General features: G+C 64.4%; 12 protein-coding genes. 9 read left to right on the forward strand and 3 right to left on the reverse strand.

The annotated features are described in order from the left end of the window. Window positions 1-92: 92 nt before the first annotated feature. Window positions 93-1,379: an ATP-dependent Clp protease ATP-binding subunit ClpX gene (clpX, locus tag L1F31_RS08540; protein ID WP_265420214.1), complete on the forward strand. Its 1,287-nt coding sequence runs from the start codon at window positions 93-95 to the stop codon at window positions 1,377-1,379. An 11-nt stretch (window positions 1,380-1,390) separates the two neighbouring features. Then, window positions 1,391-2,677: an MFS transporter gene (locus tag L1F31_RS08545; protein WP_265420215.1), complete on the forward strand. Its 1,287-nt coding sequence runs from the start codon at window positions 1,391-1,393 to the stop codon at window positions 2,675-2,677. A 333-nt stretch (window positions 2,678-3,010) separates the two neighbouring features. Here L1F31_RS08545 and L1F31_RS08550 read toward each other — a convergent pair whose 3' ends face one another. Together L1F31_RS08550 and valS are read right to left on the reverse strand one after the other, a co-directional pair. Further along, on the reverse strand, window positions 3,011-3,703 hold the full coding sequence (locus L1F31_RS08550) for an AIM24 family protein (protein ID WP_265420216.1): 693 nt from the start codon (window positions 3,701-3,703) through the stop codon (window positions 3,011-3,013). A 242-nt stretch (window positions 3,704-3,945) separates the two neighbouring features. Then, on the reverse strand, window positions 3,946-6,591 hold the full coding sequence (gene valS, locus L1F31_RS08555) for a valine--tRNA ligase (protein WP_265420217.1): 2,646 nt from the start codon (window positions 6,589-6,591) through the stop codon (window positions 3,946-3,948). A 207-nt stretch (window positions 6,592-6,798) separates the two neighbouring features. Here valS and L1F31_RS08560 point away from each other — a divergent pair, with 207 nt between their 5' ends. From L1F31_RS08560 to ndk, 6 genes are all read left to right on the forward strand, one after another. Beyond that, window positions 6,799-7,956, forward strand: coding sequence for an acyltransferase (locus L1F31_RS08560; RefSeq protein ID WP_265420218.1), 1,158 nt, complete (start codon window positions 6,799-6,801; stop codon window positions 7,954-7,956). 73 nt (window positions 7,957-8,029) lie between these two features. Continuing rightward, entirely contained in the window at window positions 8,030-8,785 is a 756-nt protein-coding gene (locus L1F31_RS08565) for an SDR family oxidoreductase (RefSeq protein ID WP_265420219.1), read from the forward strand. A gap of 307 nt (window positions 8,786-9,092) precedes the next feature. Beyond that, on the forward strand, window positions 9,093-12,356 hold the full coding sequence (ileS, locus tag L1F31_RS08570) for an isoleucine--tRNA ligase (RefSeq protein WP_265420220.1): 3,264 nt from the start codon (window positions 9,093-9,095) through the stop codon (window positions 12,354-12,356). Further along, a complete protein-coding gene (locus tag L1F31_RS08575; protein WP_265420221.1) occupies window positions 12,353-13,738 on the forward strand; it encodes a bifunctional folylpolyglutamate synthase/dihydrofolate synthase in 1,386 nt (461 codons plus the stop codon). The genes ileS and L1F31_RS08575 overlap by 4 nt, the downstream gene beginning before the upstream one ends. Then, on the forward strand, window positions 13,735-14,100 hold the full coding sequence (locus L1F31_RS08580) for a DUF4233 domain-containing protein (RefSeq protein WP_265420222.1): 366 nt from the start codon (window positions 13,735-13,737) through the stop codon (window positions 14,098-14,100). The genes L1F31_RS08575 and L1F31_RS08580 overlap by 4 nt, the downstream gene beginning before the upstream one ends. Before the next feature lie 83 nt (window positions 14,101-14,183). Continuing rightward, a complete protein-coding gene (gene ndk, locus L1F31_RS08585) occupies window positions 14,184-14,597 on the forward strand; it encodes a nucleoside-diphosphate kinase (RefSeq protein ID WP_265420223.1) in 414 nt (137 codons plus the stop codon). Window positions 14,598-14,714: 117 nt separating this feature from the next. Here ndk and L1F31_RS08590 read toward each other — a convergent pair whose 3' ends face one another. Then, window positions 14,715-15,362 (reverse strand): vitamin K epoxide reductase family protein, encoded by a 648-nt coding sequence (locus L1F31_RS08590; RefSeq protein ID WP_265420224.1) that lies wholly within the window; start codon window positions 15,360-15,362, stop codon window positions 14,715-14,717. Window positions 15,363-15,671: 309 nt separating this feature from the next. Between L1F31_RS08590 and L1F31_RS08595 the strand changes: the two genes are divergently transcribed. Beyond that, a complete protein-coding gene (locus L1F31_RS08595; protein ID WP_265420225.1) occupies window positions 15,672-18,764 on the forward strand; it encodes an Rne/Rng family ribonuclease in 3,093 nt (1,030 codons plus the stop codon). Window positions 18,765-18,929: the final 165 nt, after the last annotated feature.

The raw sequence follows: 18,929 nt of genomic DNA on the forward strand, positions 1-18,929 counted from the left end.
AGGTCGTGTCAGCCACGTATGGGAAGCTATTGAGGTACAGGAAACACGAGCGGTAGAGTTGGGGCCAAGCGTCCTGGCGAAAGGTTGTGACAGTGGCTCGCAGTGCGGACGGAGCAGACCTGCTCAAATGCAACTTCTGTGGGAAATCCCAGAAGCAGGTCCGGAAACTCATCGCCGGACCTGGTGTTTACATCTGCGATGAATGCATCGGGCTCTGCAACGAGATCATCGAAGAGGAACTCAGCGAGTCCACCCCCGATCAGGCGGAACTCGAACTCCCCAAGCCACGGGAGATCTTCGACTTCCTCCAGGAGTACGTCGTCGGTCAGGAACCGGCGAAGAAGGCCCTATCCGTGGCCGTCTACAACCACTACAAGCGGATCCGGTCCCTGCAGTCCGGGGAGGACACGAAGACCCTCGGCGGCGGAGAGAACGAGGTGGAGATCGCGAAGTCGAACATCCTCCTCGTTGGGCCCACGGGATCTGGCAAGACGTACCTGGCGCAGTCGCTGGCGAAGCGGCTCAACGTGCCGTTCGCGGTCGCCGACGCCACGGCGTTGACCGAAGCAGGATACGTCGGCGAAGACGTCGAGAACATTCTGCTCAAGCTCATCCAGGCCGCCGACTTCGATATCCAGCGCGCTGAGCACGGCATCATCTACATCGATGAGATCGACAAGATCGCCCGCAAATCCGAGAACCCGTCGATCACCCGTGACGTCTCCGGTGAGGGTGTGCAGCAGGCACTGCTGAAGATCCTCGAGGGCACACAGGCCTCAGTTCCGCCGCAGGGCGGCCGCAAGCATCCGCATCAGGACTTCCTGCAGATCGACACGACGAACGTGCTCTTCATCGTCGCCGGCGCATTCGCCGGAATGGAGGAGATCGTCGCCGGTCGCAAGGGCAAACACGGAATCGGCTTCGGCGCCCTGCTGCAGTCGAAGAACGATGAAGAGGATCTTTACGCCGATATCCTGCCCGAAGACCTGCTGAAATTCGGTCTCATCCCGGAATTCATCGGTCGCCTTCCCGTGCTGGCAACGGTGTCGAACCTCGACCGGGCGGCTCTCATGTCGATCCTCACCGAGCCGAAGAACGCATTGGTCAAGCAGTACCAGCGTATGTTCGAGTTCGACAACGTGTCGCTGACGTTTGAGACCGAGGCCCTCGAGTCCATCGCCGATCTCGCCCTGCTGCGCGGCACGGGGGCCAGGGGTCTGCGGTCGATCATGGAAGAGGTTCTGCAGCCGGTCATGTTCGATGTGCCTTCTCGTGAGGACATCGCCGAGGTGGTCGTGACGAAGGACGTCGTCGACTCGAACGTCGCACCGACCCTGGTCCCGAAACCGCGAAACAGGACGAACAAGAAGTCTGCCTGAGCCTCTGAACAGTGAGGCTCTTCGCTGATACCCGCCCTCTGAAGTACGCCGCTTTCCGGCGGCTGTGGTCGGCCAATATCGTCACCGTCATCGGTGCGCAGATGACAGTCGTGGCGATTCCGGCCCAGATCTTCCACATCACCGGGTCGTCGGCGTACGTCGGCCTCGCAGGAGCCTTCGGCTTCGTTCCGCTCGTCGTCTTCGGACTGTGGGGCGGTTCGCTGGCCGATGTCCTCGACCGGCGTCGCCTGCTCGTGTTCTCCACTGTCGGTCTCATCGTCACCAGCGCGATCCTCGCTGCCATCGCGGTGCTGCGCATCGACAATGTCTGGCTGCTGTTGTCGATGTTCTCGATGCAGCAGGCTTTCTTCGGACTCAACCAACCTGCTCGCGGGGCACTGCTGCCGTCGATCGTGCCGCTGGATCTGCTGCCCGCGGCGAATTCCCTGAACATGACGGTGATGACCCTGGGCGCAGTCATCGGCCCGGTCATCGGGGGAGCACTCATCCCGCTCTTCGGTTATCAGCTGCTCTACGTCGTCGACGCAGTGTTCCTCTTCGCAACCCTCTATGCCGTGATCAGACTTCCTGCCCTGCCGCCGAAGAAGCAGCCCGATACGCGGTCGGGCCTCAAGGGAATCGTCGACGGATTCCGCTATCTGCGGACGAACACCGTCGTCATGGTCTCACTCCTCGTCGACGTCATCGCCATGGTCTTCGGACTGCCTCGGGCCCTGTTTCCGCAGATCGCGACGGAGACCTTCAACGGCCCTCCGGAGGGCGGCATCGTCTTCTCGCTGCTCTTCGCCGCACTGGCCGGGGGCAGTGCGTTGGCAGGGATCTTCTCCGGCTGGGTGTCCCGTGTCGAGCGGCAGGGTCTGGCCGTGATCATCGCGATCCTCGTCTGGGGCGCGGCGATGACGGTCTTCGGTGTGAGCCTCGAACTCGTCTCGAACTTCTGGCTCGTCTCACTCATCGTCGCACTGAGTGCGCTGGCAGTCGGCGGAGGAGCGGACATCATCTCCTCGGCGTTCCGGTCGACGATGCTGCAGGAAGCGGCGACCGACGACATGCGCGGCAGGATGCAGGGAGTCTTCATCGTCGTCGTGGCCGGCGGGCCGCGCATCGCCGATGTGCTTCACGGTTCGGTGGCGGCGGCGACGAACACCACGATCGCATCTGCAGGAGGCGGCATCGCCGTCATCGTACTCGTGCTCGCCTGCGCAGCAGTGTTCCCGGCGTTCGTGCGCTATCGGGTCGAGCGCGGCGGCCGCGAGCAATCGGTGCCCACCGCCTGAGCGAGCGGTGGGTCTTCCGGTGGCCCTGTGACGACTCGAGTCTGTCGTCGAATCCGGTGGGCATCACTCACCGGTGGCGGCACACCCTTCTGGAAGGCGCCGTTCGCACCAGCAGCTGCGCATCCGTCACCGCTAGCGGCAAAGTGCACCGGTGCAATGGTGCGTTGTGCACCTCACGGTGAGGGGTGCCTCACGGTGTGGGATCGGGTGCGGCGTCCCCGCGGGGACTTCACGGGGAAGACAGTAGCGGGCGTCCCCGCAGGGACGCCCGCTCTGATGTCTCAGTTGAGCTGCCGGTGCCACAGAGAGGCGCCCACCGAAAGAGGTTGGGGATCAGCTCGTCGTCGCCGAGTAGACCGCGTTCTCCGCAGGCTGGACGACGACGAATCCCGGTCCGTGGAAGGCCAGCTGCACGGATTCGCCGGAACCGCGGCCGAAGAACGTGCCGACGCTGACATCGGTCTTGATCTGTGGGGCCAGCCCCGAAGACCAGCACACGGCGGCCTGGGGATCGACGAAGGTCGGCTGCTGCGAGCAGTCGAGGACCATCGGCTCGCCCTTGCAGCAGATGGCCGCAGTGCCCTGACCGGACAGTTCGAGGTTGAACAGGCCCGAGCCGCTGACCATGGCACCGACACCGCCCTTGATGCGTTTGATCTCCCACGCCAGGGCATCGTCGAAGGCGAGCAGGTTCGCGGTGTTGACGGTCAGCGCGTCCTGGGGCCCTTCGAGAGCCATCATGAAGATGTTCGACGCTTCGCGGGCGAAGAACACCTCACCGTGTCCCTCGACGCGCATGACATTGCCGCCTTCGCCGGTGGCTGCCTTCTTCATGAACTGACCGACGGACTTCGAACCCTGGTGAGTGAAGTGGACGTCTCCTTGATAGGCGACCATGGCGCCCTTGGTGGCGATCATAGGAGCGTTCGGCGTGACCACCGAGCGCAGCATCTTGTTCGACTGGAGGGTCCACCGTTCCTGGTTCTGGATCTCGGCGTTGCGCTTGGAAAAGAGTTCGCTTCTCACGGTCCGCGGGCCTTTCTGAGGGCAGGATCTCCTGCTCCGGTTATGGGGTCGACTCCATAGTACGTGGGCCGGGGCTCGGATCCCGGTCGAGTCGTGTGTCCATTTGGAAACACCGATGATCGGCCCTGCCCGGTGAGGGCCTTCGCACGGTGGCACGCAGAAGCCCCAGGGCGTCCGGCACGGCCGCTGCGAAGGCTGTGCCGGACGCCCTGGGGCTCAGAGGACTGCGAGCGACCGGTCGGTCAGGCAGGGTCGACGAAGCTGATGTCGTCGATGCTGATCTCGTCGCCGGACTCGTCCGTGATCAGCGACTCGACGCGACCAGCGGCCTTGAGATCGCCTTCAGCGGACCTGATGGCAGCGATCACGGATGCCGGTGCCTTGATCGTCACCGAGGCGACTGCGGTCTTCTGTGAGACCTTCGCCTCGGTCTTCGTGCGCCGAATCTCGGTCAGGGCCGCGGCCACATCCGCCAGCAGCGACGGGGCGACGTTCGACTCCGGATGGCTCAGCGCCTCGTTCGCAGGCCACTGCGCACGGTGGATCGAACCCGTGCGCCACCAGGACCAGACCTCTTCGGTGACGAAGGGCATGAAGGGAGCGAACAGGCGCAGCAGCACATCGAGAGCGGTGGCGAGTGTGACGTGGGCAGAGAGCTGATCGTCCTCGCCGGTCGAACCGTAGGAGCGGTCCTTGACGAGTTCGACGTAGTCATCGGTGAACTCCCAGAAGAAGCTCTCGGTCACGCGCAGGGCATGCGCGTAGTCGTAATCGGCCATATGCGCTCCGGCCTGGTCGACGACCTCGGACAGCTTCGTCAGCAGTGCGCGGTCGAGATCATGCGTGACCGCACCGAGCTGACCGATGAGACCGGCGTGCACGCCCTGAGCAAGAGCGAACTTCGACGCATTGAGCAGCTTCATGGCCAGGCGACGGCCGATCTGCATCTGCGTCACGTCATAGGCGGTATCGGCACCGAGCTTCGCACTCGCGGCCCAATAGCGCACGGCATCGGGACCGAACCCCGGCTTCGCCTCGCCGAGGATGTCCGAGGGAACGACGACGTTGCCCTTCGACTTCGACATCTTCTTCCGGTCCGGGTCGAGGATCCACCCCGACAGTGCGGTGTGCTTCCACGGTGCCGCATCATTGAGCGAATTCGCACGCACAACGGTGGAGAACAGCCACGTGCGGATGATGTCGTGTCCCTGTGGGCGCAGATCGAACGGGAAGACCTTTCCGAAGAACTCCTCATCACGGGACCATCCGCTCAGCAGCTGCGGGGTCAGCGATGATGTCGCCCAGGTGTCGAGGACATCCGGGTCGGCGGTGAACCCGCCGGGCACGTCACGCTGGTCGGCCGTGAAGCCGGCCGGCACCTCGGCGATGGGATCGACGGGAAGCGACTCGGGAACGATCGGATCCTCGTAATCGGGCTGCCCATCGGTGTCGAGGCGGTACCACAGCGGAATCGGCACACCGAAGAAGCGCTGACGGGAGACCAGCCAGTCACCGTGCAGGTTCTCCACCCAGTTCTCATAGCGCGAGCGCATGAACGCCGGGTGCCATTCGATCTCGCGTCCGCGGGCGATGAGGGCATCGCGCAGTTCGGCAGAGCGACCGCCGTTGCGGATGTACCACTGGCGGCTGGTGACGACCTCGAGCGGCTTATCGCCCTTCTCATAGAACGGAACCGGGTGGGTGATCGGTTCGATCTCTCCGATGAGGTCACCGGATTCGATGAGCATCTGCGCGATGTCCTTGCGCGCGGAGAACGTCGTCTTCCCTGCCAGGGCTTCGTAGTTGGCCACGGCGTCGGACTTCGGTGAGGCGGCGATCCACTCGGGAACCTCAAGGTTGAGGCGGCCGCCGCGGTTGATCACTGCACGCGTGGGCAGATCGAGTTCACGCCACCATGTGACGTCGGTGAGGTCGCCGAAGGTGCAGACCATGGCGATGCCGGTGCCCTTGTCGGACTTCGCGAGCTCATGGGCGCGGACCTCGACGCTGACACCGAACAGAGGCGAGACCACGTTCGTGCCGAACATGGAGGCATAGCGTTCATCGTCGGGGTGCGCGACGAGCGCGACCACGGCAGGGATGAGCTCCGGGCGGGAGGTGAGGATGACGATCGGTTCGGCCGAGGTGTCGGCGAGTCCGTCGGCACCTTCGGGGAAGAACTTCACCTTGTGATAGGCGCCTTCCTTCTCACGGTCTTCGAGCTCGGCCTGTGCCACAGCGGTGCCGAAGGTGACGTCCCACATCGTCGGAGCGTCCTGGGAGTAGGCGTGACCGCCCGCGAGATCCCGGAGGAACGCCCGCTGGCTCACTGCACGGGAATCCTCGTCGATCGTGCGGTACGTGTACTTCCAGTCCACGGACAGACCGGTGGAACGGAAGAGATCCTCGAAGACCTGCTCGTCCTCGGCCGAGAGCTTCTCACAGAGCTCGATGAAGTTCTGCCGTGAGATCTTCACGAAGTCGCGCGAATTCTTCGGAGCCTTCTCCGGCGGCTGGAAATTCGGGTCGTAGGCCTCGCTGGGATCGCAGGTGACGCCGTAGTAGTTCTGCACCCGACGCTCGGTGGGCAGCCCGTTGTCGTCCCAGCCGAGTGGGTAGAACACATTCTTGCCGGTCATGCGCTGGTAGCGGGCGATGATGTCGGTCTGAGTGTAGGAGAACACGTGCCCGACGTGCAGCGAACCCGAGGCTGTCGGTGGGGGAGTGTCGATCGAGTACACCTGCTCACGATCGGTGTCGACGTCGAAGGCGTAGACATTCTGCTCGCTCCACGCGGCGTCCCATTTGTCCCGCAGCCCCTCAAGGGCCGGCTTGTCAGGCAGGTTCACTGACTCGTGAGTCGAGTCGGAAAAGGCAGGTGTGTTCATAACTGCTGATTTTCTCACCCGGTTCGCGATCGGCCAAACCGGTTCCGGTCCCGGCCGCGCCGGGCGCCTTGGGTTTGTCGGTTTGCCGCAGACCGTGGCGAAGGCGCCGTGACGACAATGTTCGTCCAGCTGTCCGAGGAGAGGACGAGATCACATTCTGAACGCCTGGTGAGACGAGCGGGAGGCGGGCAATGAGATTATGGACGCATGGCGCCCTTGGACAGAATTCCGACAGAGAATCCGCCTCCCACGTCGACGGCGTGGATGAATCCTGCTCGCGCAATCGCCATCGTCGCCGTCGTCGCCATCCACTCCCTGGGCACTGTGGTGGAGCAGAATTTCGCGGATATGGGGCCCGATTGGTGGCTGGCCAACATCGTCGACTCCGCGTGCCGGTGGTCGGTGCCAGTGTTCATCATGATCTCCGGGGCTTTGGCCCTCGACCCCGATCGCGGCAGCAAACCGCGGAAGTTCCTGTCCAAACGCATCTGGCGCATCGGGATTCCACTCGTCTTCTGGACCGTCGTCTACGTCCTGTTCCGCCGCTACTATCTGCAGCCTGACGACAACAGCTGGAACCCCGGGATCGCGATCCTCACCGGTTCGCCGTTCGTCCAGCTCTACTTCCTCTATGTGCTTGCGGGACTGACCCTGCTCACTCCGTTCTTCCGCCTTCTCAGCGTCCACGGGTCCAGGCGTCTGCAGTGGGGGACAGGACTGATCTTCCTCGGCATCGGGATGCTCGACCAATGGGTGTCGATGGTCTTCGACGTCGGCGAAGCCAATATCGCGACCCGCTTCCTGCCGATGGCCGGCTTCTACATCCTCGGCTGGGTGCTGCGGGACATCGTCCTGTCTGCGCGGGGTGCGCTCATCGCCTGGGCAACGCTGCTCGGCTCGTGCGCAGCCACTGCCGTCTGGGCAGGACTGGGCCCGGGGGAGAGGCCGTGGCTGTTCCCCTACGAGTACCTCGCGCCGGGCGTGGTCGTCGCGTCGATGGCGGCGTACCTGCTCATGCACTTCCACCTCAGGGAAGGCTTCGGGCTGCTGCACCGGTTCTACCCGTATTCGTTCGGGGTGTTCCTCCTCCACCCGCTCATCCTCTACCCGGTCCGCAATCTCATGGGCCTGCCCGCCTCGGTGCCGGGAGTCGCGCTCCACGCGTTCGTCATGCCCCTGGCATATGCGCTCGTGTGCGCGCTCATCACCTGGGCGGCGGTGAAGATCCCAGGGGTGCGGTCGGTCTTCGGCGAAGGCGGCCCACGCAATCCGCACACTCGGACCCGAGCTCCCAAGCCGGGCCGGGCAGGAACAGCGCCGCCGGAACATCAGGATTCCCCGTTGAGACGAGACTCCGTAGACTGAATACTGAGATCAGAATCGCAGAACCGGATCAGGTCGCCTCTGCGACCGTTCACCCCGACAGACAAGGAAGCAGATGGAAACTCTCAGAGCAGTAGTCACCGGAGCCAGCTCGGGCATCGGAGCCGCCACGGTTCGTCAGCTGCGGGAGCAGGGCTGGGACGTCGTCGCCGTGGCCCGCCGCGAAGACAAGCTCAAGACCCTCGCCGAGGAGACCGGAGCCGACTACATCGTCGCCGACCTCACCGATGACGTCGCCGTCGCCGAGATGGCGAAGAAGGTGCTCGCCGGGGGAGTCGTGCATTCGCTCGTCGCCAATGCCGGGGCCGCCTTCGGCACCGACACCGTGGCCGAAGCCTCCGTCGACGGGTGGCGGGACATGTTCGAGATCAACGTCCTCGGCGTGCTGCGCACGGTCAAGGCTCTGCTGCCGGCGCTCATCGAGTCCGGTCGCGGGGACATCGTCGTGATGTCCTCGACCGCTGGCCACCAGGCCTACGAAGGCGGAGGCGGCTATGTCGCGGCCAAACACGGTTCGCACTCCATCGCCGCCACCCTCCGGCTCGAACTCGCCGGCGACCCCGTGCGCGTCATCGAGATCGCACCGGGCATGGTCGCGACGGACGAATTCAGCGTCAAGCGCCTCGGCGGTGACGAAGCGAAGGCCGCAAAGGTCTACGAAGGCGTCGAGAAGCCGCTGACCGCCGACGACGTCGCCGATGCGGTGGTCTACACCCTCACCCGCCCGCACCATTTCAACGTCGACCTCATGGTCATCCGTCCCATCGCCCAGGCCGCCCAGCACAAGGTCGCACGCAACCAGGGACTGTGAACCGGCCCGACTCCCACCGGGTGCACACTCGACGGCGGTGGCTGCCGCCGTCGAGTGGTCTCCGACGGAGTCGACGGTATACGATTGATATGCGTCGATCCGGCCATCACCGGGGAGCATCCGGAAGAACGGAACCAGTGCGTCATCGCTGGCTTCTCAGTAGAACCGGACGGGTGGACCCGTCACAGTCCGGACAATGAGCGATCCGCGGACCGGCCCCAACGGGCCGGACTGCGGATAAGCGAGGTGGTACCGCGGCAGACTGTCGTCCTCGTGACAGTGACCGCAGTGACCCAGAAGGACGCTCATGACTCAGCCTCTCTACCCCAAGGTATCGACTTCGACCTTCGGCCTCTCCAGCTCTCCGAACTTCCCGGAGATCGAAGACGCTGTGCTCCGCTACTGGCAGGAAGACGATACGTTCAAGGCGTCGATCGAACAGCGGGATGCCGGCACGAACGGTGAGAACGAGTTCGTCTTCTACGACGGCCCTCCCTTCGCCAACGGCCTGCCCCACTACGGTCACCTGCTCACCGGCTACGTCAAGGACGTCGTCCCGCGCTTTCAGACGATGCGGGGCAAGAAGGTCGACCGTCGCTTCGGCTGGGACACCCACGGTCTGCCCGCCGAGCTCGAGGCCGAACGTCAGCTCGGTATCACCGACAAGTCCGAGATCGGACGCATGGGTCTGGCCGCCTTCAATGACGCCTGCCGGTCCTCTGTTCTGCGCTACACGCAGGAATGGGAAGAGTACGTCACCCGTCAGGGGCGCTGGGTCGACTTCGACAACGACTACAAGACGCTCAACGTCGAATACATGGAAAGCGTCATCTGGGCGTTCAAGCAGCTGTGGGACAAGGGCCTGGTCTACGAGGGCTACCGTGTTCTGCCGTACTGCTGGAAGGACGAAACACCGCTGTCGAACCATGAGCTGCGCATGGACGACGATGTCTACAAGACACGGCAGGATCCGGCGGTGACGATCGGCTACAAACTCAAGGACACCGACGAATGGGTCCTCATCTGGACGACGACTCCGTGGACGGTGCCGTCGAACCAGGCAGTGGCCGTCAACCCCGAGATCCCGCTCGTCGCCGTGATCCCCGGTGAGGACGGTGCCGAGGAGCTGCAGGGCAAGACGCTCATCCTCGCCGAGGCGCGCCTCGGCGCCTACGCCCGTGAACTCGGCGAGGACCCGCAGGTGGTGCGGACCTTCGCCGGCAGCGAACTCGTCGGAGCCGCCTACGAACCTCCGTTCCCGTACTTCGAGGGCGGACAGGCGGAATTCGGTGAGAACATGCACACCATCCTCGCCGCAGACTTCGTCACCGTCGAAGACGGCACCGGCATCGTCCACCAGTCACCGGCCTTCGGTGAAGAGGACAAGGAGCTCACCGACTCCTACGGCATCACCGCAGTGCGCCCCGTCGACGACGGCGGACGCTTCGAATCGACTGTTCCCGACTACGCGGGTCAGCAGGTCTTCGACGCGAACAAGGCCATCATCAAGGATCTGCGCAACCACACGGGCCCGATGGAATCGCGCAGCGCGCTGCTGGTCCGCCATGAATCCTACGAACACTCCTACCCGCACTGCTGGCGCTGCCGGAACCCGCTGATCTACCGCGCAGTGTCCTCGTGGTTCGTCCGCGTCACCGAGTTCAAGGACCGCATGGTCGAACTCAACGAGCAGATCAACTGGGTGCCCGACAACGTCAAGCACGGCCAGTTCGGCAAATGGCTCGAAAACGCCCGCGACTGGTCGATCTCCCGCAACCGGTTCTGGGGATCGCCCATCCCGGTGTGGGTCTCCTCCGACCCGTCCTACCCACGCACCGATGTCTACGGTTCCCTGGCCGAGATCGAAGCCGACTTCGGCCGTCTGCCGGTCAACGACTCCGGCGAGGTCGACCTGCACCGTCCGTGGGTCGATGACCTGACCCGGCCGAACCCGGACGACCCGACCGGCAAGTCGGTGATGCGCCGCATTCCCGAGATCTTCGACGTCTGGTTCGACTCCGGTTCGATGAGCTACGCCCAGGTGCACTACCCGTTCGAGAACTCCGAATGGTTCGACAACCACTTCCCGGCCGACTTCATCGTCGAATACGTGGGCCAGACCCGCGGGTGGTTCTACCTGCTGCACGTGCTCGCGACCGCGATCTTCGACCGCCCGGCCTTCACGAACTGCATCTCGCACGGCATCGTGCTCGGCTCCGACGGGCAGAAGATGTCGAAGTCCCTGCGCAACTACCCGGACGTCAATGAGGTATTCAACCGTGACGGTTCGGATGCGATGCGCTGGTTCCTCATGGCCTCGTCGATCCTGCGCGGCGGCAACCTCGTTGTCACAGAACAGGGCATCCGCGACGGAGTCCGCCAGGTCGTGCTCCCGCTGTGGAACACGTGGCAGTTCTTCGCCACCTACTCCAATGCCGCCGACGGCGTCGACGGTGCGAAGACCGGCTACCAGGCACAGACCCGGTACGACTCGTCTCAGGTCCTCGACCGCTACCTGCTGGCGAAGACGCACGATCTCATCGCGGACTTCGCCGAGGCGATGGAGGGCTTGGACATCTGGGCCGCCTGCGATCTCGTGCGCAGCTACCTCGATATGCTCACGAACTGGTATGTGCGTCGTTCGCGTCGCCGCTTCTGGGACGGCGGCGTCGACACGCACGAGTCCTTCGACGTGTTCTTCACCTGCCTCGAAGCCTTCTGCCGCGTCGCGGCTCCGCTGCTGCCGTTCACTGTCGAAGAGATCTACCGCGGACTGACCGGCGAGCGGTCCGTGCACCTGGCCGACTACCCCGACGCTGCGGCATTCCCCGCCGATGCCGATCTCGTCGCCGCGATGGACCTCACCCGCGACATCTGCTCGACGGCATCCTCGGTGCGCAAAGCCAACCATCTGCGTGTGCGCCTGCCGCTGTCGCAGATGACGGTGGCCACGGACACCGAGCTCGGCACCGACTTCACCGACATCATCGCCGATGAGCTCAATGTGCGCATTGTGTCGGTCCTCGACGTCGCCGAGGCGGAAGCCGCAGGGTTCTCCCTGTCGCAGAACCTCGTCGTCAACGCCCGTGCGGCCGGCCCGCGCCTGGGCAAACAGGTCCAGCAGGTCATCAAGGCCTCGAAGTCCGGGGACTGGTCGGTCACCGACGGGGTCGTCATCAGCGGCGGCATCGAACTCGTCGACGGCGAATACACCCTGGAATCGGTTGCCGAATCCGGGACCGAAGGCATGGAGCTCGCGGCCCTGGACTCCGGGTTCCTCGCCCTGGACACCCGGGTCACCCCGGAGCTCGTAGCCGAAGGAATGGCCCGCGATGCCGTCCGTGCGATCCAGGGCATCCGCAAGCAGCTCGACCTCCACATCTCCGACCGCATCGCCGTGACGATCGAAGCGAACACCGAGGTGGCCGCCGCCCTGGAACCCCATTCGGACCTCATCGCCGGCGAGACCCTGGCCTCCTCGCTGAGCTTCGGCCCTGCTGCCGACGCCGGTGAGCTCTTCACCCCCGAAGAGCTGCCGGGCGGCACCCGTCTGGCGGTGAAGCGGGCATGAGCACCGACGACGACAACGCAGGCGAACTCGCCCGGGTCTACGCCCTGCTCCTGGCCCGGGCGGGGGAGACCCAGGTGGAGCTGCGCCTCGACGCGACGCGGCGAGCCTGTGAGCTGCTCGGCGACATCCACACCGCTGCCCCGACGATCACGGTCACGGGGACGAACGGAAAGACGTCGACGGCGCGGATGATCGACTCGCTCATCACCGCCCACGAACTGCGTGTCGGCCGTTTCACCAGCCCGCACCTGCACTCGGTGACCGAACGGATCTCCGTCGACGGCGCACCGGTGTCCGCAGAGACGTTCGTGCGCATCTTCGACGAGATCGCACCGTATCTCGACATCGTCGATGCCCAGTTGGAGGCCGAGGGTCGGGCCCGGCTCACCTATTTCGAAGCACTGACGGTGCTGGCCTTCGCTGTGTTCGCCGACGCGCCCGTCGATGTCGTCGTCACCGAGGTCGGCATGGGCGGTCAGTGGGATTCGACGAATGTCGCCGACGCCCAGGTCTGCGTGTTCACGAAGATCGGACTCGACCACCAGGCATTCCTCGGGGACACGATCGAAGAGATCGCGACCACGAAATCGGGCATCCTCGATCGCACCGTCGAACCGAGCCCGGCACCGTCCCCGGTGGCCATCACCGCGGTCCAGGACGAAGCGGCGCAGGCCGTGCTCGACGCCGAAGCCGCCCGCCGGGAGGTGCCGCTGGTGACAGAGGAGCGGGACTTCCGCCTGCTCGATCGGCAGCGGGCAGTCGACGGCCAGCTCATCACAGTGCAGGGCCGTCGCGACGTCTACTCCGATGTCTTCGTGCCTCTGCACGGCATCCACCAGGCACACAACGCCGCGGTCGCGATCGTCGCGGCCGAAGCATTCCTCGGCGCGGAAGACAAACCCCTGGATCAGGAGACCGTGGCCGAGGGACTGGCCCGGGCGACCTCGCCGGGGCGGACTGAACTCGTCCGCACCGGACCCAGCGTCGTCGTCGACGGCGCGCACAACCCCGATGCCGCACATGTGCTCGCCGACACTCTCGCCGAGGCCTTCGACTTCGACTACGTGGTCATGGTGCTCGCGATGCTCGAAGATAAGGACATCGGCGGGGTCCTCGAAGAGCTGCACCGCAGCGCCGATGTGTTCGTCGTCAGCGAGACGCTCAGCGCCCGTGCGCTGCCGGCCGAGAAGCTCGCCGAGGCGGCCCGCGAATGGGTCGACGAAGACGACGTCTTCGTCGCCTCCGACCTCAACGCGGCCCTGATGAAGGCCATCGACCTGGCCAACGGCGTCGACGCGAAGAGCCCCGGCATCGTCGTCACCGGTTCGCTCTACACCGTCGCCGAGGCCCGGCTCCTGCTGGGCAGGGGAGAAGACCAGTGAAATCCAAGTATCCCGTCCTGTGCGGGTCGATTCTCATCTGCGAACTCGTCGTCGTCTACTTCGCCGTGCTCACGACCTTCGGCCTGTCCGTGAAATCGGCACAGACCCTGACCTTGGGACAGCTGCTCATCGGAGCCTCGGTCGTGGCAGTGCTCGCGATCATCGCGGTGATCCTGCTGCCGCGGCGCATCGGCGAAAAACGGCCCGGAGTGATCCTCGGCTGGATCGTGCAGGTGCTGCTCCTGGCCTCCGGCTTCGTGCTCAGCTCGATGTTCTTCGTCGGTGCGCTGTTCCTCGGCCTGTGGGCTGCGGCCGTGTACTGGTCGGCTCGAATCGACCGCGAGGTCGCAGCCCGCGGCTGAGCGACCCACCGCATCCGGGCGGAGCGGACGTATCGCCCGGGTAGACTGTTCACCGACGTCCACTCGAACTTGGAAGGACCAGAATGGAACGTACCCTCATCCTCATCAAACCCGATGGAGTCGCTCGCGGCCTCATCGGAGCGATCGTCGCACGGATCGAAGCCAAGGGCTACACGATCGATGCGCTCAACCTGCGGACCGCCACGGCCGAAGAGCTCGCCGCGCACTACGCCGAGCACGAAGGCAAGCCCTTCTACCAGCCGCTCGTCGATTTCATGTCCGAGGGCCCGATCGTGTCGATCATCGCCTCGGGCGAAGGAGTCATTCCCGGTTTCCGGTCGCTGGCCGGCGCCACCGACCCGACGAGCGCAGCACCGGGAACGATCCGCGGCGATCTCGGTCGCGACTGGGGTGAGAAGGTGCAGAAGAACCTCGTCCACGGATCCGACTCCACAGAGTCGGCCGAACGCGAGATCGGCATCTGGTACCCGGCCTGATCGCAGCCGGCACAGCTTGTGGCCGACGGCAGCTGCCGACTTCGGCCCAGATCGGATGAGGGCGCCCCGCAGAGTCTGCGGGGCGCCCTCGCTGTCTGCCGGGACCGGACTGAAGCTTCAGAGCAGATTGGAGAAGTACGACCAGAACTGGACGACGATGCACGCGAAGATGATGAGCATCCACAGCACCGACAGTGCGATGTTCTCCTTGGCCGCGACCCGGGCGAACGCGTTCTGGGCGACAGCGCTGCCGAACCGGCCGGAGAGCACATTGCGTGCAGTCACCGCCACGAACATCGGAATCGTCATGGTCCAGACGACGATGCACCAGGGGCAGCCGACTCCGATCTTGTAGATCGAGATGTAGAACAGGAACATCACGAGGACCACGCCGAGACCCAACCCGATATTGAGTCCGATCATCACCCAGCCGGGCAGCTTCGCTCCCGAGAGGATGAGCACGCCGATGAGCAGCGGGAAGATGAAGGCTGCGATGCCGAGAAGCTGATTCGGGAACCCGAACAGTTCGGACTCGGCGTGTTCCATCACCGAACCGCAGGAGAAGAAGGGGTTGAGGTCGCAGGAGAGCACGACATCGGGGTTCGCCAGCTTGTCGTATTTCTCCGCCGACAGAGTGAATGATGCGAGGAAGCCGATCACCGAGCCGACGATGAGGAAGATTCCGAACGGGCCGGATCTCAGCACCCACGACGTGGCGGACGGAGGGGCTTCGATGTCGTCGGAGAGGGTCTGTGCACTGTTCACCCTCCAAGAATGCCTGGCGCGGAAGTCTGCGGCAAACCCTGAGAACCGAATCATCAGCTCAGATCGACTTCTGTGACATAATGGCATGACGGATACCTGCTCTCACACCGAGCAGGAGAAGGGCCTCCACCGAGTCGAGGGTATGACCTCGCAGGTCGACAACAAGATGAGGCTGCATCGAAGGCCTACGCGCTGAGCGCGAGCCGGACGTGCCATCCACAAGTTTCGGTCCGCCCAAGGACCATGTAAGGATCCGAAGATCCGTACGGTGTGGACGGCATCTTCGGACTGGGAGATACGATGAACGAAATGTCGAACGACGATAACGAATCGACAGATCCGACCGAAGGCATCCTCGCCGATCTGGCGAATCTGCAGCAGTCGGTCAATGCCAAGGGCAATTCCGCCGACGACGTCGATGACAGTGTGCGAGCACGTCTTGACGACATCGCCGAGGCGGCCGAATCCCTGCGAATCGGCGATGCCGATGACAGCGACGACGAGGAACCGGAACCGGCACCTCGCAGCAGCCGCCCCAAGCCGGCGCGTGATGCCGTCGCCAATCGCGGTCTCGTCTTCGAGCAGTTCGTCCGCGGAGACTCCGACGATGCGGGCTCCGACGACCACTCCGACGATGACGACCACTCCGACTCCTATGCCGAGGACGACTCCGATGGTGCGGAGGACTCATCACCGCGTCAGCCGGCTGTGAGCTTCGATCCGCGCAACCCCTTCGCCCCACCCGCCCCGACACCGGCACCAGCAGCGACGGAGCCTGCCGAACCCCGTGCGAACCGGGCCGTTCCGCACGACGGCGGCCTGATCTTTCAGGTCCCGAAGGCCGAACATGCCGAGGTCGTGAGCATCGACGACGAGTCCGACGACGACTGGGACGACTCCCAGGACTCCGACGCCGATTCCGAATCCTCGCAGCGCAGTGACAACGATGACGACGAGAACTCCTCAGGTCCACGCCGTCGTCGCGGGCGCCGCTCGCGCAGCCGCGACGAGAACCATGACGATTCCGAGGACTCCTCCGGAAAGTCTGAGGACTCTGCGGGAAAATCTGACGACTCCGAGGACGACGACTCCGATTCGGAGAACAGCCGGTCCTCGCGGCGCGGCTCACGGTCGAACAATCGCGGATCGCGACAGAAGTCGGATTCGGGCTCACACGATTCGCAGTCGAAGTCTGACCACGGCTCCGACGACGCAAGCTCGGATAACACCGGCTCGGATGACTCTCACACCGACGATCATGACGATGACGACGATTCCGAAGGCGGCTCTCGTCGCCGTCGCCGCCGTCGCTCCCGCACGCGCAGCTCCGGCAGCTCCAGCAGCTCCGATCGTGATGAAGTCACGTCCCTGAAGGGCTCGACCCGTCTCGAAGCCAAGCGTCAGCGACGCAAGGAAGGCCGTGAGGCCGGACGTCGTCGCCCGATCATCACCGAGGCGGAGTTCCTCGCCCGTCGCGAATCCGTCGAACGCACAATGCTCGTCCGCGAAAGCGGCGACCAGACGCAGCTCGTCGTCGTCGAAGACGGAATCGCGGTCGAACACTACCTCAAAGAGAACCGTCAGCAGTCGTCACTCATCGGCAACGTCTACCTGGGCAAGGTCCAGAACGTGCTGCCGAGCATGGAAGCGGCGTTCATCGACATCGGCAAGGGCCGCAACGCCGTGCTCTACGCCGGTGAAGTCAATTGGGACGCGCTCGGGATGGACGGCAAGGCCCGTCGCATCGAAACCGCGCTGAGTCCCGGCGACGCCGTGCTGGTGCAGGTGACCAAGGACCCGATCGGTCACAAGGGTGCCCGTCTGACCAGCCAGATCTCACTGCCGGGCCGCTTCCTGGTCTACGTGCCCGGCAATTCGATGACCGGCATCTCCAGGAAGCTGCCGGACAATGAACGTGCGCGGCTGAAGAAGCTGCTCAAAGAGCTCGTCGGCGATTCGAACGGCGTCATCGTGCGCACAGCTGCCGAAGGCGCCACTGATTCGGATCTCTCCCGCGATGTCGAACGCCTGGCCAAGCGGTGGGAGACGATCGAGAAGAAGTCGAAGTCGACGAAGGTGCTCGCCCCGCAGCTGCTCTACAGCGAGCCGGACATGATCGTGCGCATCATCCGAGACGTGTTCAACGAAGACTTCAGCTCGCTCGTCATCGACGGAGACGGAGCCTGGAACACGATCCACGAATACGTCGAGTCCGTGGCCCCGGACCTGCTCGAACGCGTCCACAGCTACAGCGAAGACGAAGATATCTTCGACCACTACCGGATCGAAGAGCAGATCCAGAAGGCGCTGCAGCGCACCGTGAACCTGCCGTCGGGCGGTTCGCTGGTCATCGATCGGACCGAAGCGATGACGGTGGTCGACGTCAACACCGGTAAATTCACCGGTTCGGGAGGCAATCTCGAAGAGACGGTGACCCGCAACAACCTCGAGGCCGCCGAGGAGGTCATCCGCCAGGTGCGTCTGCGCGACATCGGCGGAATCATCGTCGTCGACTTCATCGACATGGTGCTCGAATCGAACCGCGACCTCGTGGTGCGCCGCCTCGTCGAATGCCTCGGACGCGACCGCACGAAGCATCAGGTCGCGGAAGTGACTTCACTGGGCCTCGTACAGATGACCCGGAAGCGGATCGGCACCGGTCTGGCTGAATCCCTGGTCAGCGCCGGGGAGGACCTCACTGGTCGTGGTCTGCTGCTGCCGGGCAGCGAAGAGGACGGCTCGAAGTCACACCGCGGCAACAGGTCATCGAACAATGACAACCGCCGTGACCGGAAGCGTCGCGGAGATTCGGGTTCGAAGGCGAAGCAGACCGAGCCCGAGACGCAGGAGGACACGGTGTCTTCCGATGCCTCCCGCTCCGCTGTCGCGGCGATCGCGAAGGCGACACTGAAGAAGGACGACACAGACACTGACGAGGCGAAGTCCGAGACAGACGAGAAGTCCGGCGTCGACGAGGGCAAGAAGTCCCGTTCGCGTTCGCGCAACAACCGCAGGCGTTCGAATTCCGGGTCTGCGAAGTCCGATGAGTCGGAGGCAGCCGGCAAGCAGTCTGCCGGCGCGGCGCAGGAAGCGTCGACGCAGGAGGCAGCCTCCGCAGCTGAGTCCAAGGACTCTGAGCCCAGGGACGCTGCTTCCAAGGACTCTGCGTCCAAGAACGCTTCGTCCGGAGGCGCGCAGAAGTCTCAGAAGCCCGCGGCCGAACCGGTCGAGGAGCCGAAGGACCTGCCGCTGATGATCGGTGCCGACACCGAGACGAAGGTGGCCACCGCCGCCCCCGTCAAACGTGCACCGGTGAAGAAGGCGAAAGAGCCTGCCAAGAAGGCCAGCGAGCCGGTGCAGGAGCAGCTGCCGACCTCGTTCGTCATCATCGGCGACGACTGAGTCCCGCGGCGGTGCCCGGCACCGCTGAGCCGAACGAACACAGAGCGCCCCGCCGACGAAGATTCGTCGGCGGGGCGCTTCGTCACCGGCCAGAGGGCAGAACTCGGCCAACAGGGATGCCGAGCTCGGCCTGAGGCGAGGGCGAACCAAAACTGCAGCGAGACT

This window comes from Brevibacterium spongiae, assembly GCF_026168515.1.
GTDB classification, from domain to species: domain Bacteria; phylum Actinomycetota; class Actinomycetes; order Actinomycetales; family Brevibacteriaceae; genus Brevibacterium; species Brevibacterium spongiae.

Bases quoted from the DNA above. Each gene is read 5' to 3' on its own strand.
- valS (WP_265420217.1), bottom strand. From the start codon at position 6,591: ATGAACACACCTGCCTTTTCCGACTCGACTCACGAGTCAGTGAACCTG.
- L1F31_RS08560 (WP_265420218.1), top strand. From the start codon at position 6,799: ATGGCGCCCTTGGACAGAATTCCGACAGAGAATCCGCCTCCCACGTCG.
- L1F31_RS08565 (WP_265420219.1), top strand. From the start codon at position 8,030: ATGGAAACTCTCAGAGCAGTAGTCACCGGAGCCAGCTCGGGCATCGGA.
- ileS (WP_265420220.1), top strand. From the start codon at position 9,093: ATGACTCAGCCTCTCTACCCCAAGGTATCGACTTCGACCTTCGGCCTC.
- L1F31_RS08575 (WP_265420221.1), top strand. From the start codon at position 12,353: ATGAGCACCGACGACGACAACGCAGGCGAACTCGCCCGGGTCTACGCC.
- ndk (WP_265420223.1), top strand. From the start codon at position 14,184: ATGGAACGTACCCTCATCCTCATCAAACCCGATGGAGTCGCTCGCGGC.
- L1F31_RS08595 (WP_265420225.1), top strand. From the start codon at position 15,672: ATGTCGAACGACGATAACGAATCGACAGATCCGACCGAAGGCATCCTC.